This is a genomic window from Thermus hydrothermalis (genome assembly GCF_022760925.1).
Classification (GTDB): Bacteria; Deinococcota; Deinococci; order Deinococcales; family Thermaceae; genus Thermus; species Thermus hydrothermalis.
Map to the genome: position 1 here is coordinate 177616 of NZ_JAKTNT010000002.1, position 13217 is coordinate 190832.

11 protein-coding genes and 1 tRNA gene are annotated in these 13217 nt (G+C 66.0%); 6 read left to right on the forward strand and 6 right to left on the reverse strand.

The genetic code is table 11. The annotated features are described in order from the left end of the window. Positions 1–960 (forward strand): tRNA-5-methyluridine(54) 2-sulfurtransferase, encoded by a 960-nt coding sequence (gene ttuA, locus L0C60_RS02115; RefSeq protein ID WP_234504601.1) that lies wholly within the window; start codon positions 1–3, stop codon positions 958–960. Here ttuA and treS read toward each other — a convergent pair. Genes treS through otsA form a run of 3 tightly spaced genes read right to left on the reverse strand, consistent with a single transcriptional unit; the run spans position 957 to position 5913 of the window. After that, complete coding sequence (gene treS, locus L0C60_RS02120; protein ID WP_234504603.1) at positions 957–3860, reverse strand: maltose alpha-D-glucosyltransferase; 2904 nt, start codon at positions 3858–3860, stop codon at positions 957–959. The two genes, ttuA and treS, sit on opposite strands and share 4 nt — an antisense overlap. Positions 3861–3877: 17 nt before the next feature. Next, positions 3878–4567 carry a trehalose-phosphatase gene (gene otsB, locus L0C60_RS02125; RefSeq protein ID WP_234504607.1) on the reverse strand — a complete coding sequence of 230 codons (690 nt, stop codon included), beginning with the start codon at positions 4565–4567 and terminating at the stop codon, positions 3878–3880. Continuing rightward, positions 4564–5913 (reverse strand): alpha,alpha-trehalose-phosphate synthase (UDP-forming), encoded by a 1350-nt coding sequence (otsA, locus tag L0C60_RS02130; RefSeq protein WP_234504609.1) that lies wholly within the window; start codon positions 5911–5913, stop codon positions 4564–4566. The genes otsB and otsA overlap by 4 nt, the downstream gene beginning before the upstream one ends. A 144-nt stretch (positions 5914–6057) precedes the next feature. On the opposite strand from otsA, the gene L0C60_RS02135 reads away from it, so the two are divergent. From L0C60_RS02135 to L0C60_RS02150, 4 genes are read left to right on the forward strand one after another with little or no spacing between them, the layout of a single operon-like run. After that, positions 6058–6999, forward strand: a complete 942-nt coding sequence (locus L0C60_RS02135; protein WP_267962560.1) for an ATP-binding cassette domain-containing protein — start codon at positions 6058–6060, stop codon at positions 6997–6999. Further along, positions 6996–8585 carry an alpha-amylase family glycosyl hydrolase gene (locus tag L0C60_RS02140; protein ID WP_234504617.1) on the forward strand — a complete coding sequence of 530 codons (1590 nt, stop codon included), beginning with the start codon at positions 6996–6998 and terminating at the stop codon, positions 8583–8585. The genes L0C60_RS02135 and L0C60_RS02140 overlap by 4 nt, the downstream gene beginning before the upstream one ends. A 4-nt stretch (positions 8586–8589) precedes the next feature. Further along, positions 8590–9231 (forward strand): class I SAM-dependent methyltransferase, encoded by a 642-nt coding sequence (locus L0C60_RS02145; protein ID WP_234504618.1) that lies wholly within the window; start codon positions 8590–8592, stop codon positions 9229–9231. Continuing rightward, the gene (locus tag L0C60_RS02150; protein WP_234504619.1) at positions 9222–9971 is read left to right on the forward strand and encodes a class I SAM-dependent methyltransferase; all 750 of its coding nucleotides are present in this window, start codon (positions 9222–9224) and stop codon (positions 9969–9971) included. The genes L0C60_RS02145 and L0C60_RS02150 overlap by 10 nt, the downstream gene beginning before the upstream one ends. 20 nt (positions 9972–9991) lie before the next feature. On the opposite strand, the gene L0C60_RS02155 is transcribed toward L0C60_RS02150, so the two are convergent. Beyond that, a tRNA-Leu gene (locus L0C60_RS02155) sits at positions 9992–10079 on the reverse strand. Beyond that, positions 10058–11389: an apolipoprotein N-acyltransferase gene (gene lnt, locus L0C60_RS02160; protein ID WP_234504622.1), complete on the reverse strand. Its 1332-nt coding sequence runs from the start codon at positions 11387–11389 to the stop codon at positions 10058–10060. Before lnt ends, L0C60_RS02155 begins: the two co-directional genes overlap by 22 nt. A gap of 61 nt (positions 11390–11450) precedes the next feature. Here lnt and L0C60_RS02165 point away from each other — a divergent pair, with 61 nt between their 5' ends. Then, entirely contained in the window at positions 11451–12146 is a 696-nt protein-coding gene (locus L0C60_RS02165) for a metallophosphoesterase family protein (protein WP_234504625.1), read from the forward strand. On the opposite strand, the gene queG is transcribed toward L0C60_RS02165, so the two are convergent. After that, entirely contained in the window at positions 12063–13208 is a 1146-nt protein-coding gene (gene queG, locus L0C60_RS02170; RefSeq protein ID WP_234504629.1) for a tRNA epoxyqueuosine(34) reductase QueG, read from the reverse strand. The genes L0C60_RS02165 and queG overlap by 84 nt on opposite strands. Between the last annotated feature and the right edge of the window lie 9 nt (positions 13209–13217).

Sequence of the window (13217 nt, forward strand, 5' to 3'; positions counted from 1 at the left end):
GTGGTCTGCAAGGTCTGCGGGGAAAAGGCCCAGGTGGCGGTGTCCAGGGGGTTCGCCCTCTGCCGGGCGCACTACCTGGACTGGTTCGTGAAGGAGACGGAGAGGGCCATCCGCCGCCACAATATGCTTAGGCCCGGGGAGCGGGTCTTGGTGGCGGTTTCCGGGGGAAAGGACTCCCTGGCCCTCTGGGACGTGCTAAGCCGCCTGGGCTACGAGGCGGTGGGGCTTCACATTGAGCTTGGCATCGGGGAGTACTCCAGGCGGAGCCTCGAGGTCACGGAGGCCTTCGCCCGGGAAAGGGGCCTGGAGCTTTGGGTGGTGGACCTCAAGGAGGCCTATGGCTTCGGGGTACCGGAGCTTGCCACCCTCTCCGGGCGGGTGGCCTGCTCGGCCTGCGGGCTTTCCAAGCGCTACATCCTCAACCAGGTGGCGGTGGAAGGGGGCTTCCGCGCCGTGGCCACGGGCCACAACCTGGACGATGAGGCCGCGGTGCTTTTCGGCAACCTCCTGAACCCCCAGGAGGACGCCTTGGTCCGGCAGGGGCCGGTCCTCCCCGAAAAGCCGGGCCTCGCCGCCCGGGTCAAGCCCTTCTACCGCTTTAGCGAGCGGGAGGTCCTCTCCTATACCCTCCTTCGCGGCATCCGCTACCTGCACGAGGAGTGCCCCAACGCCAAGGGGGCGAAAAGCCTCCTCTACAAGGAGGCCCTGAACCTGGTGGAGAAGGAGATGCCGGGGGCCAAGCTCCGCTTCCTCGAGGGCTTCTTGGATAAGGTGCAACCAAGGCTCCAGGCGGGGGAGGAGGTGGCCCTAAGGGAGTGCGAGCGGTGCGGCTACCCCACCACGGGGGCCGTCTGCTCCTTCTGCCGCATGTGGGACGCCGTGTACCGGAGGGCCAAGAAGCGGCGGCTCCTTCCGGAGGAGGCCACTTTCAGCCCCAAGGCAGCGGTGCGCCGGGTTTAGCCTTCCTGGGCCCGCCTTCTCCAGCGCTCGTAGATGCGCTCCCGGGCGGGGCGGGCTTCCCGGTGCCGTTGCCTTTCGGCCATTCGGGCCATGGTCCGGACCCAATCTTCCCCGACCCAAGAAGCTTCGGCGGCATCCCGGTAGGCGGAGATGAGGGCGTTCTCCATGAGGAAGTCGCTCACCAGGCCGGGTAAGTCCGGGTGTAGCCCCTCGAGGCTCTCCCAGGCCAGCTCCACCGCCCGTTCCAGGTCATAAGCCAGCCGGGCAAGGTCTTCCAGGGGGCTTCCGTAGCCTTGGGGGCCCAAGGCCAAGAGGTACACTTCCCCCTCTAGGACCAGAAAAGCCCCCAAGCCTCGCTGCAGGAGGGGTTGGGGGCTTCCCCCTTCCGCTTCGGCGAGCGCCCGGTGGAGGAGGGCAAGCCGTACGCCGAGGAGGCGTGCCAACCCCTCTAGCTCTCTGAAGGCCTCCGCCAGGAGGCCCAGGCTCAGGCTTTCAGGGCTATGTCCCTGCAGGCGGGAGAGGCCCTCGCGGGCCAGGGTTTGGGCCACGGCAAAGGCCTCTTGGGGGAGTCCAGGGGGTAGGGTGCCGGTAAGGGCGAGCACCCGCCTTTCGGAGCCCCGCTGCCACACCAGATGACCTTGGGGCGGGAGAACCCAAGGGAGGGAGAGGTGGGGCAAGAGGCGAAGGGTCCGGTCCAGCCCACCATCCTGCACCAATCCCACCTGGAGCCAAACGCCGTCCTGGGCGGCCAGTCCTGGGCGCAGCAGGGTGAGGTTTTCCGGCAGCGGGCCTGGGTGGCTGCCCCGGTAGTAGGCCATGAGGCTACGTCCTTCCAGGCCAGCCGCCAGCCGCTTAAGGAGGAGGGCATAGAAGGTGGGGTCCTGGGAGAGCTCGTAGAGGTACCCCTCCTTAGGCCACGTTTGGGCGAAGAGCCCAGGCATGCCCTCTTTGCGCACGGGGCTGAATCCGATGGGCAGGAAGACTAGGGTCCTCTCGTGGTTTTCCAGGCGTACCAGGGTAAGGTAGAGGGGAGGATCCTTCTCCAGCCGGAGGGCGTCCAGTAGGGTGGCGCCTTGGGGCCTTAGGGGGAGCCAGCTTCGCTCCCCCAGGGCCCTAGCCAGCGCTTTGAGGAAGGCATCCTGCCCTTCCTTGTCCGCGAGGGTCTCTATAAAGAGCGTTTCCGGACCTTCCCGCAGGGGCACGAGGGGTAGCTTTTCGGGTGCAGCCTCCTCTGCCCAGTCAGGGATCTGGACCCTAAGGGTCTCCACGTGCTCCTGGGGTACGAGGGAGAAAAGGGCGAAGCCGTGTGGACCAAGGGCGAGCCGGTAGGGTCCTTCAATGGGGGGAAAGGGGGATTGGGAGAAGAGCTCCAGGGGCACGAGGCCCTGGTAGGGATCCAGGGGCAGGTCAAAGGCCTGGGCGTAGCGGGAAAGGTTGGCCACCACCAGGATACGCTCCCCTTGGTACTCCCTGAGAAAGGCCAAAATACGGCGGTTTTCCACGGGAAGAAGGATCAGGCTTCCTCGTCCCAAGGTTTTGGCGTGCTGCTTTCTGAGGCCGAGAAAGCGGCGGATGAAGTTTAGGAGGGAATGGGGGTTATCCTCTTGGGCTTCTACGTTGACGAACTGGTAGCTATAGGGGCCTTCGCCTATGGGTGGCAGGAAGAGCCGGTGGTGAGGAGCTCGGGAAAAGCCAGCGTTGCGGTCTGCGGACCACTGCATGGGAGTCCTGACCCCGTTGCGGTCGCCCAAGAAAGGGTTGTCGCCCATTCCGATCTCGTCCCCGTAGTAGATGATGGGCGTACCCTTGAGGGTGAACAGGAGAGCGTGAAGGAGTTCATAACGCCTTCGGTCACCACCCAAGAGGGGCATGAGCCGGCGGCGGATTCCGAGGTTGAGGCGGAACCGGGTATCCGGGGCGTAGACTTCCCACAGGAACTCCCGCTCTTCCTCCGTTACCTTTTCTAGGGTCAGCTCGTCGTGGTTGCGCAGGAAGAGGGCCCACTGGGCCGTTTCCGGGATTCCCTCGGTTTCTCGGAGCATGGTTTCTATGGGCCCCCGGTCCTCCCGGCGCAGGGCCATGAAGAGGCGGGGCATGAGGGGAAAGTTATAGGCCATGTGGACCCCGTCCCCGTCGCCAAAGTAGGGGAGGGTTTCCTCAGGCCACATGTTGGCCTCGGCGAGGAGCACCTTCCCGGGGCCATAGCGCTCCTCCAGGGCGCGGCGCAGGCGCTTGACCGCGGCGATGGTTTCGGGGAGGTTTTCGCAGGAAGTTCCCTCGCGCTCGTAGAGGTAGGGGATGGCGTCCAGGCGGAAGCCGTCTACCCCCAGGTCGGCCCAGAAGAACATTACCTGGTGCATAGCCCGCTCTACCTCGGGGTTATCCCAGTTGAGGTCGGGTTGGTGGTGGTAGAAGCGGTGCCAGTAGTAAGCCCCCGCCACCGGGTCAAAGGTCCAGTTGGAGGTTTCAAAATCCTGGAAGATGACCCGGACCCCTTTGTACCTCTCCGGCGTGTCGCTCCAGACGTACCAGTCCCGTTTGGGGCTTCCGGGCTTCCGCGCTTCCTGGAACCAGGGATGGTCTATGGAGGTGTGGTTGAGGACAAGCTCTATGATGACCTTGATCCCGCGCTCGTGGGCCTCATCCAGGAAGCGTTGGAAGTCCTCGAGGGTGCCGTGGACGGGAAGGATCTGGTAGTAGTCCGAAATATCGTACCCGTCGTCCCGCAGGGGGGATTGGAAGAAGGGCATAAGCCAAAGAGTATTCACCCCCAAGGACTCCAAGTAGGGGAGCTTTTGCCTCAGGCCCTCAAAGTCCCCATACCCGTCGTTGTTGGCATCAAAGAAGGAGCGCACGTGGAGTTGGTAGATGACCGCATCCTTGTACCACAGAGGGTCCACTTCTTTACGCTAGGGGGCTAGAGATAAGTTTTCAAGTAGGCCATGACCGTATCCACGTCCCGAAGCCTTCCCGCGGCCGCCGTAAACCCTGGCCCCACCTTGAAGGTGAGACCCTTCTTCCGAAGCGCCCGGAAAGCGGCTTCGTCCGTGCGGTCGTCGCCTATGTAGATGGGGGTGTGGTCTGGGTAGCGTTCCAAGAGCCTTAGGACGGCCTGTCCCTTATTGGCCCCCCTGGGCTTTAATTCCAAGACCTTTTTCCCAGGGAGGGCCTCGAGGCCTAGGCTCCTCAGAAGGGGGATTACACCCCTTAGCCACCTCCGCAGGCAACGTTGGGTCTGGCCCTCGTCTGGTGCGCCCCGGTAGTGGAGGGCCAGGGCGAAGCCCTTGTCCTCCACGAAAACTCCAGGGCACCGGGGAAGGTTTGCCCGGAGGGGGGATAAATCTATGTGGTACAGGAGACGACTTTCCCCTCCTAGCACGCCTTCCTCCACCCCGTGCCCTCCCACCACGGCCAGGCCCGGAAGGGGAAGGAGGAGCTCTAGGTCCTTTACCCTTCTGCCGGTGATCACGTAAACGGGGTAACACTCCCTTAGGGCTCTTAAGATTCCGGCGGCCTCGGGGTGGGGCAAGGCTTCCTCGGGCCTGGGAGCAAGGGGGGCTAGGGTTCCGTCGTAGTCTAGAAGGAAGATTAGCCTTTCCCTTTTCATTTTCTCTTTAAGGATTCCAGGAAGCGTAGCGCCCACCCTTGGACGTCCATCTGGGATATGCGCTCCTTAAGGGCGGATAGGCGTTCCTGCCTTTCGCGTTGGGGCATACGAAGGGCCTGGTCCAAGGCGGCGGCTATGCCGTCTAGGTCGTACGGGTTCACCAGGATGGCCTCCCGCAGATACTCGGCGGCGCCGGCCAGGTTGGAGAGGACGAGCACGCCGTTTTGGGAGGTGTAGGCGTACTCTAAGGCCACAAGGTTCATCCCGTCCCGTAGGGGGGTTATGAGGGCCACATCGGCAGCCAGGTAGAAGGCGGCCAGGTCCTCTTGGGTATAGGTTTGGTAGAAGTAGCGCAGGGGCACCCAGTCTTCCCGTAGGAAGCTGCCGATGATGCGCCCTACCACCTCGTCCACCTTGCGTTTGAGCTCCCGATAGGCGGACACGGAGGTGCGGCTTGGGGTGGCGATTTGGAAAAAGGCTACCCGCCCACGCCAGTGGGGATAGGCTTGCAGGAAGCGCTCGTAGGCCAGTAGGCGCTCCAAGATGCCCTTGGTGTAGTCCAGGCGGTCCACTCCCAGGATGAGGTGGTTCGTTCCTGCAAGGCGTTTGAGGGCCTGGGCGTGGAGGTGGACGTGGGGTTGGCGGGCAAGCTCGGCGAAGCGTTGGCTGTCAATCCCGAGGGGGTGTACTTCCACCCGCACCCACCTCTCTCCCACCTGTACCCTTTGGCCTGTCACGGTGTACCCATAGTAGGCGGCGGTGCGCAGGAAGTTTTCTGCGTATTCCTGGGTATGGAAGCCGATGAGATCGGCGCCTAGAACTCCCTCTACTAGGGAGCGGCCCCAAGGGAGGATACGGAAGACCCCGCTAGAGGGCCAGGGAATGTGGAAGAAAAACCCAATCCGTCCGGATATGCGCTCGCGCAAAAGGCGAGGGAGGAGGAGAAGGTGGTAGTCCTGCACGAAGACCGTATCCCCTTCGCGGTAGATCTGAGCTACTTTGTCGGCAAAGCGGCGGTTGGCCCGTTGGTAGTCCAGGTAGAACTCCCGACGGAGCTCCACTTTCTCCAGGAAATAGTGGCATAGGGGCCAGAGGACGCGGTTGGAAAAGCCCCCGTAGTATCCTTGCCACTCCTTTTCAGGAAGGGGAACCTCTTCAACGCGCACCCGCCCATCGTGGAGTGTGGTACCCGGGTGGGGTTTGAATCCCGTGCTGGCTGCGACCCATGTCCCCCCCTGGGCTTCCAAAACGGGAAGCAGGGCCGTGGCCAGGCCTCCCACCGCCGGCACCAGGCCTTGGGGCGTTCGGCGAAAGGGAGCACGGTTGGCCACGATGATGAGACCCATGTTTTTCATGATAGCCCGCGGGTGGTTTGTTTGTGAAATGTTGGAAAATGCTAAAGAACATTTACGAAGCCTTCACAAAATCTGCACGCTCCTTAACTCGGGACAGTCTGCGGGCAAAAGCCGTTCTTGGAAGGGGATTTTCCTTTGCATGGTCGGGAGACGTTTGGGATGGTTTTCCAACACTTCGCCCTCCTTCCCCACCGCACGGCCTTGCAGAACGTGGCCCTGCCCTTGGAGCTTAAGGGGTATTCCCGCCGGGAGCGGGAGGAAAGGGCTCGGGCTTGGCTTGCCCGGGTGGGCCTCGAGGGCTATGAGCGGCACTTTCCGGCCCAGCTTTCCGGAGGGCAAAAGCAACGGGTGGGCTTAGCCCGCGCCCTTTGCGCCGACCCACCCGTTCTCCTCATGGACGAGGCCTTTAGCGCTTTAGATCCCTTGATCCGAAGGGAAATGCAGGATGAGCTTTTGCGCTTGCAAAAGGATCTTAGGAAGACCATCCTCTTCGTGACGCATGATCTAGACGAGGCACTGCGGCTTGGCGACCGCATCGCCATCATGCGGGATGGGGAGGTGGTGCAGGTGGGTACCCCTGAGGAAATCCTTGACCGTCCGGAGGATCCGTATGTGGAAGCCTTTTTGGAGGGGGTTAACCCGGCAAAGGTATACCGCCTGGGGGCGATCTTGCAGGAGCCGGTCACGGTTACCTTGGGGCGGGATGGGGTGCGGGTGGCCCTGTACCGCATGGGGCGGATGGGGGTGGCCAGCGCCTATGCCGTAGACCCCAACGGGTCCTTCCTGGGGGTGGTGCGGGCTGAGCGGTTGGCTCAGGCCCTTAGGCTTTGGGGGAAAACGCCAGACCTACAGCAGTTTGTGGAATCTATTCCCACTTTGAACGTTCAACAAACCCTAGAGAAGGCCTTGCCCTTGGCGGCGGGGGCGGAGTTGCCTGTGCCGGTGGTGGATGAAGAGGGACGCCTTCTGGGCATCGTCACCCGGGAGCGGCTTCTTGGCGCCATGGCTAGGCGCTCTCTTCCCACCCAAACGCCCCCTTTGCCCGAGGGCGACCACGGGGTAGACTCCGGAGCATGAGCTGGTGGCGGGAAGCGGTTATCTACCAGGTCTACCCCCGGAGCTTCCAGGATACGAACGGGGACGGCATCGGGGACCTCGAGGGCGTAAGGCGGCGCCTCCCTTATCTCAAATCCCTCGGGGTGGACGCCCTCTGGCTTTCCCCCTTCTACAAGAGCCCCATGAAGGACTTCGGCTACGATGTGGCCGATTACTGCGATGTGGACCCCATCTTCGGGAGCCTGGAGGACTTTGACCGCCTCCTTCAGGAGGCCCACGCCCTGGGGCTAAGGGTCCTCATAGACCTGGTGCCCAACCACACCTCCAGCGAGCACCCTTGGTTTTTGGAGTCCCGCGCCTCCCGGGAAAGCCCCAAAAGGGACTGGTACATTTGGGCCGACCCCGCACCCGACGGGGGCCCGCCCAACAACTGGCAGAGCTTCTTCGGCGGCCCCGCCTGGACCCTGGACGAGGGGACGGGGCAGTACTACCTCCACCTTTTTCTGCCAGAGCAGCCCGACCTCAACTGGCGGAACCCCGAGGTGCGGGAGGCCATGCACGAGGTCATGCGCTTCTGGCTCCGGCGGGGGGTGGACGGGTTTCGGGTGGATACGCTTTGGCTCTTGGGCAAGGACCCCCTTCTGCGGGACGAGCCTGGAAGCTCCTTTTGGCACCTGGGCTTGCCGGATCGGGCGCGCCACGAGCACCTCTATACCGAGGACCAACCGGAGACCTACGCCTACGTGCGGGAGATGCGCTTTGTTCTGGACGAGTTTTCCCAGGATGGGCGGGCGCGCGTTATGGTGGGGGAGATCTACCTGCCCCTCCACCGGCTTGTGCGCTACTATGCCGCCGGGTGCCATCTGCCCTTCAATTTCAGCCTGATCACCCAGGGCCTACCCGATTGGCGGCCCGAGAACATCGCCCGCATCGTGGAGGAGTACGAGCGCCTCCTCACCCGCTTTGACTGGCCCAACTGGGTCCTGGGCAACCACGACCAGCCCCGCCTAGCCTCCCGCCTGGGGGAGGCCCAGGCCCGGGTGGCGGCCACCCTCCTCTTCACCCTGAGGGGCACCCCCACCTGGTACTACGGGGACGAGCTCGCCCTCCCCAACGGGGAGATCCCCCCGGAGAAGGTGCAAGACCCCGCCGCCCTAAGGCAAAGGGACCGCCAGGGCGAGCACGGCCTTCCCCCGGGCCGCGACCCCGAGCGCACCCCCATGCCCTGGGACGACTCCCCCAACGCCGGCTTCTCCACCGCCGAGCCTTGGCTTCCCCTCAACCCCGACTGGCAAAGGCGCAACGTGGCGGCCATGGAGAAGGACCCCCGTTCCATGCTCCACCTGGTGCGCCGCCTCATCGCCCTCAGGAAGGACCCTGGCCTCCTCTACGGGGCCTACCGCACCTACTGGGCCCGGGAGGGCGTTTACGCCTACCTGCGGGGGGAGGGGTGGCTCGTGGCCCTGAACTTCACGGATAAGGAAAAGGCGCTTCCCCTTCCTCGAGGGGGACGGGTGGTCCTCTCCACCCACCTGGACCGGGAGGAGCGGGTGGGGGACCTCCTTCGCCTCAGGCCCGATGAGGGGGTGGTGGTGCGGCTAGACTGAGGGCGTGGAGGACCCCTTCCACGGCCTGGCGGAGGCCTACGAGGCCTGGTACGAGACCCCCTTGGGGGCCTACGTCATCGCCGAGGAGGAAAGGGCGCTAAGGGCCCTCCTCCCGCCGGGGGAGAGTCTTTTAGAGGTGGGGGCGGGAACCGGGTACTGGCTCAGGCGGTTTCCCTACCGGGAGAAGGTAGGGGTGGAGCCTTCGGCCGCCATGCGCCGGGTGGGGGAGGAGCGGACTCCCGGGGTGGAGTGGGTGGCCGCCCACGGGGAGGCCTTGCCCTTTCCTCCTGGGCGGTTTGACGTGGTCCTCCTCTTCACCACCTTGGAGTTCGTGGAGGACGTGGAGGAAACCCTGAGGGAGGCCAGGAGGGTTCTTAGGCCGGGCGGGGCCTTGGTGGTGGGCCTCCTCGAGGCCCTCTCCCCCTGGGCTGCCCTCTACCGCCGCCTGGGGGAGAAGGGGGTGCGCCCCTGGACCCACGCCCGCTTCCTCACCCGGGAGGACCTCACCGCCCTCCTGGGCCCCCCGGAGGCGGAAGGGGAGGCGGTCTACCTCGCTCCGGAGGCCAAACCCCCGTACGAGGAGGCGGACCGGGCGGGGAGGCGGGCGGGGAACCGCCCCGCCCTATACTTAGGGCGATGGCGCTAAAGGCCCTTTTCGCCCTTTACCCCCTCCGGCAAGGGGATTACCGTGCGGTGGAAAAAGCCCTCCTGGCCCTGGAGGGAAGCGGCGTGGAGCACCGGGTCTTCCCCACCCACACCGAGCTTTCCGGGGAAGAGGCGGCGGTCTTTCGGGCGCTAGAGGGGGCCTTCGCCGAGGCGGCGGAGGAGGGGGCTGTGGTCCTGTGGGCCCTCCTCACCAACGCTTGCGAGGCCCAAGACCCCTTCCGCCTGCCCGAACGCCTAAAGCGCTTTCCCCCCTTGGAGGTGGCGCGGCGTGCCCTCGAGGGCCTTGAGGCCAAAAGCGCCCTGGACATCGGCACCGGCACAGGGGTCTTCGCCGAGGCCTTCGCCGAGCTCGGGCTTTTCGCCGTGGGCCTGGACCCTCGGACCGACCGCCTGGAGGTGGCCCGGGCCAAGGTGAAGGGGGCCCGTTTCGTGGAGGGCAGGGCGGAAAGCCTCCCCTTTCCCGAGGGAAGCTTTGACCTAGCCTTCTTTGGCCTCTCCCTCCACCACCTAAACCCCGTCCCCGCCCTCAAAGAGGCGGCGCGGGTGGCCCAGCGGGTGGCGGTGCTGGAGTGGCCCTACCGGGAGGAGGAAATGGGCCCGCCCTTGGCCCGGCGCCTTTCCCCGGAGGCCCTTCGGGCCCTCTTCCAGGAAGCCCTGGGGAGCCCACCCCGCCTCCACCTGGAGGCGGGGTACACCCTGGCCCTCTGGGAAAAAGCGTGAAGGCCCCTTGCGGGGCCCTTTGGTGCCGGGGGCGGGACTCGAACCCGCACGCCCTCATCGGGCAACAGATTTTGAGTCTGCCGCGTCTACCTGTTCCGCCACCCCGGCAGACGCACCCTAAGGATAAGGCCAAGGAGGAAAATGGTCAACGCCAGGGCCACCGCCCAGTCCCCAAAACGCACGTAGGGGGTGGGGCTTTCCCGAAGGGCGTAGGGGGCAAGGAGGAAGCCTTCCCGGTGGGGCGGGATGGCGGCCACCACCCGGCCCCAGGGGTCCACGCTGGCGGTGATGCCGTCGTTCCCGGCCCTAAGGAGCCAGAGGCCCGTTTCCACCGCCCTAAGCCTTCCCATGGCGAAGTGCTGGCGCCCCCCAAAGGAGGAACCGAACCAGGCGTCGTTGGTGAGGAGGACGAGGACCTTGGCCCCTTCCCGGGCCAGGCTTCGGGCCACGGAGGGGAAGACGGACTCGTAGCAGATAAAGGCCCCGTAAGGCCCCAAGGGGGCAAAACCCTTCCCGGGGGCGCGGTCGGCGAGCTCCCCTAGGCCGAAGGCGCGGAAGAAGAAGCCGTAGACTCCGCCCAGAACCTCCCGGAAGGGAAACCGCTCGCCAAAGGGCACCAGGCGCACCTTATCGTAGTGGGCCAGGACCTCTCCCCCTTGGTAGAGGACCGCCCGGTTGGGGCCAAAGAGGTTGAGCCCGGTGATGAGGGGGCGGTCTTGGAGGAGGGCGTCTAGGCCCTCGGGGATGCGCCAAATGGCGGTTTCCGGCCAGACCACAAGCCCCGCTTCCGGGTGCTGGGCGAGGCCCTCTTGGGTAAGGCGGAGGTAGACCTTTTCGTCCAGCTCCCCTTGGACCTTGGCCAGGGGGTTCAGGTTTCCTTGGACGAGGAGGGCCCACCGGTCCGCCGGCGCCTCCGGCAGGGGCCAGAGCCAAAGGAGGGCCCAGGGGAGGAGGACCCAGGGGCGCCTATGGGCGAGGCCATAGGCGGTGAGGAGGACGAGGAGGGAGAGGAGGTAGACCCCGCCCCAGGCGGCGAGCGCCCGCCCCGGGGCCTCCACCAGGGCGTAGCCCAAAAGCCCCCAGGGGAAGGCCAACTCCCCTTGCTCCGTGAGCCACTCCAGGACCACCCACCCCCCGAGGCGGGCTAAGGGCGAGGGGGTGAGGCCGAAGAGGAGGCAGAAGGAGAGGGCCTTGAGGAGGACCAGGGGCAGAAAAGGGAGCGCCCCTAGGGGGCCGAAGAGGCTTGCGAAGCTTTGGGGAAGCCAGATGAGGTGGAGCCCAAAGAAGCCCAACCCGGCGAGGAAGCCTTCCCGGAAACCGCCCCGGAGGAGGAGGGCGAGGGGCAAAGGGGCGAGGAAGCCCAAAGGGAAGGGGGGAAGGGTGAGGGCCAGGGCCAGGCCCAGGAGGAAAGGGCGCACCCTTTCACCATACGGTTCCTCTGTGAGATTGACCAGGCGGGGGCTATGGCAGAATGGTCCCATGCGCCTCGGGGTCCTTTCCGATATCCACGCTAACCTGCCCGCCCTCGAGGCCGCCCTCGAGGCCCTCCGCACCGAGGGGGTGGACGAGGTCCTGGTCCTGGGGGACATCGTGGGCTATGGCCCCCATCCCCGCCAGGTGGTGCGGCGCCTCATGCAGGAGGGGCTTCCCGCCATCGCCGGGGCCTGGGACCTGCGGGTGGCCTACCCCGTGGACCACGCCCTCCCCGAGGGCCTGGGCAAGGCCACCTTGGACTGGACCCGGAGCCAACTGGGGGAGAAGGAGCTCGCCTACCTCCGCTCCCTCCGGCTTTCCCACCGGCGAAGCTACGGGGATACCCGCCTCGTGGCCTTCCACGGCAGGCCGGGCCGCCCCGAGGAGGGCGTGGACCTCCTGGGCCCGGCCCGGGAGTTCCTGGCCCTCTTGGAGCGCTACGGGGCCAAAGCCCTCCTCCTCGGGGGGCGGCACCTGCCCCTGGCGCGGCGGGTGGGCCAGGGGCTCGTGGCGGACCCGGGGAGCGTGGGCCTAAGCCTCTCCGGGGAGCCGGGGGCCGATGCCCTCGTCCTGGACACGGACACCCTGGAGGCCCGCTTCCTCAAGGTTCCCTACGACCTAGGGCCCCTTCTCTTTGACCTGAGGGCCTGGGGCCTGCCCCAGGCCCTGGAGAAGGTTTACCGCACCGGGCGCTTCCAGTAGGGCTTGGGCGTCCCGGCGTATATCGGGCTCGGGGTCCTTTAGGAAGCCCTCTATGGGCTTTCCCGCAAGGAAGAGGGCGTGGAGGGCGGTGCGGCGCACCAGGGGGCTTGGGTCCTGGGCGGCTTCCCGCATCAGGTCTTCCCCCAGGCCCAGGTTGGCCAGGACGATGAGGGCGTTCCGGGCCATGCGGGCCCGGCCGGGCCTTAGGAAGGCGGTGCCGGCGTACTTTCTCTGGAAGGCGTGCCCCGAGAGGCGGAAGAAGTCCCGAAGGTCCGGGTGGGCCAGCTCGGGCTCGGGGGCAAAGCCCCGCCAGGCCTTGCCGAACCGCTCCCAGGGGCAGGCTTCCCCGCAGAGGTCGCACCCCAAGAGCCATTCCCCTATCCCGGGCCAAAGCCTAGGGGGGATGAAGCCCTTGTGCTCCACGGTGAGGTAGCTCACGCAAAGGCGGGCGTCCAGGGTGCCGTCCCCTAGGAGGGCCCCCGTGGGGCAGGCGGGGAGGCAGCGGGTGCACCGGCCGCAGCGGAAGGGGTGAAGGGGGGAGGGCGCCACCTCCAAGGAGGTGAGGAGCACGGCGAGGAAGGCGTGGACCCCAAAGCCTTGGGAGAGGAAGTAGCCGTTTCGCCCAATCCAGCCCGTTCCCGAGAGGGCGGCCAGGGTGCGCTCGGAAAGGGGCCCGTGGTCCACGTAGCCCTTGGCGAAGACCCCAAGGCTTTCCGCCACCCGCTCAAGCCGCCTAAGCTCCTCCCCCAGGAGGAGGTGGTAGTCCCGCACCCAGGCGTAGCGGGCTACCCGGCCCACCCGGAGGCCCCCAGCGGGCTTCCCGGGGTCGGGGAAGGCGTAGGGGGCGAAGAGGAGGAGGGCGCTTTGGGCCATGGGGAAGCGGCGCCTTGGGTCAAAGCGCTCCTCCACGCGCCTTTCCAGGTAGGCCATGCCCCCGTGCCGCCCCGCCCCAAGCCAGGCCTGGAACCTCGCCTGGGCTTTCTCCTGGGGGGCGAGGGGGGCCCAGGCCACCCCTAGGCCCCGCTCCAAGGCGGCCTCTTCCAGAAGGGCCTTGGCCTCCACCCCCTTAGC

Coding starts and splice junctions, on each gene's coding strand:
- otsB (WP_234504607.1), bottom strand. CDS start 4,567: ATGAAAAGGGAAAGGCTAATCTTCCTTCTAGACTACGACGGAACCCTA.
- otsA (WP_234504609.1), bottom strand. CDS start 5,913: ATGGGTCTCATCATCGTGGCCAACCGTGCTCCCTTTCGCCGAACGCCC.
- L0C60_RS02140 (WP_234504617.1), top strand. CDS start 6,996: ATGAGCTGGTGGCGGGAAGCGGTTATCTACCAGGTCTACCCCCGGAGC.
- L0C60_RS02150 (WP_234504619.1), top strand. CDS start 9,222: ATGGCGCTAAAGGCCCTTTTCGCCCTTTACCCCCTCCGGCAAGGGGAT.
- L0C60_RS02165 (WP_234504625.1), top strand. CDS start 11,451: ATGCGCCTCGGGGTCCTTTCCGATATCCACGCTAACCTGCCCGCCCTC.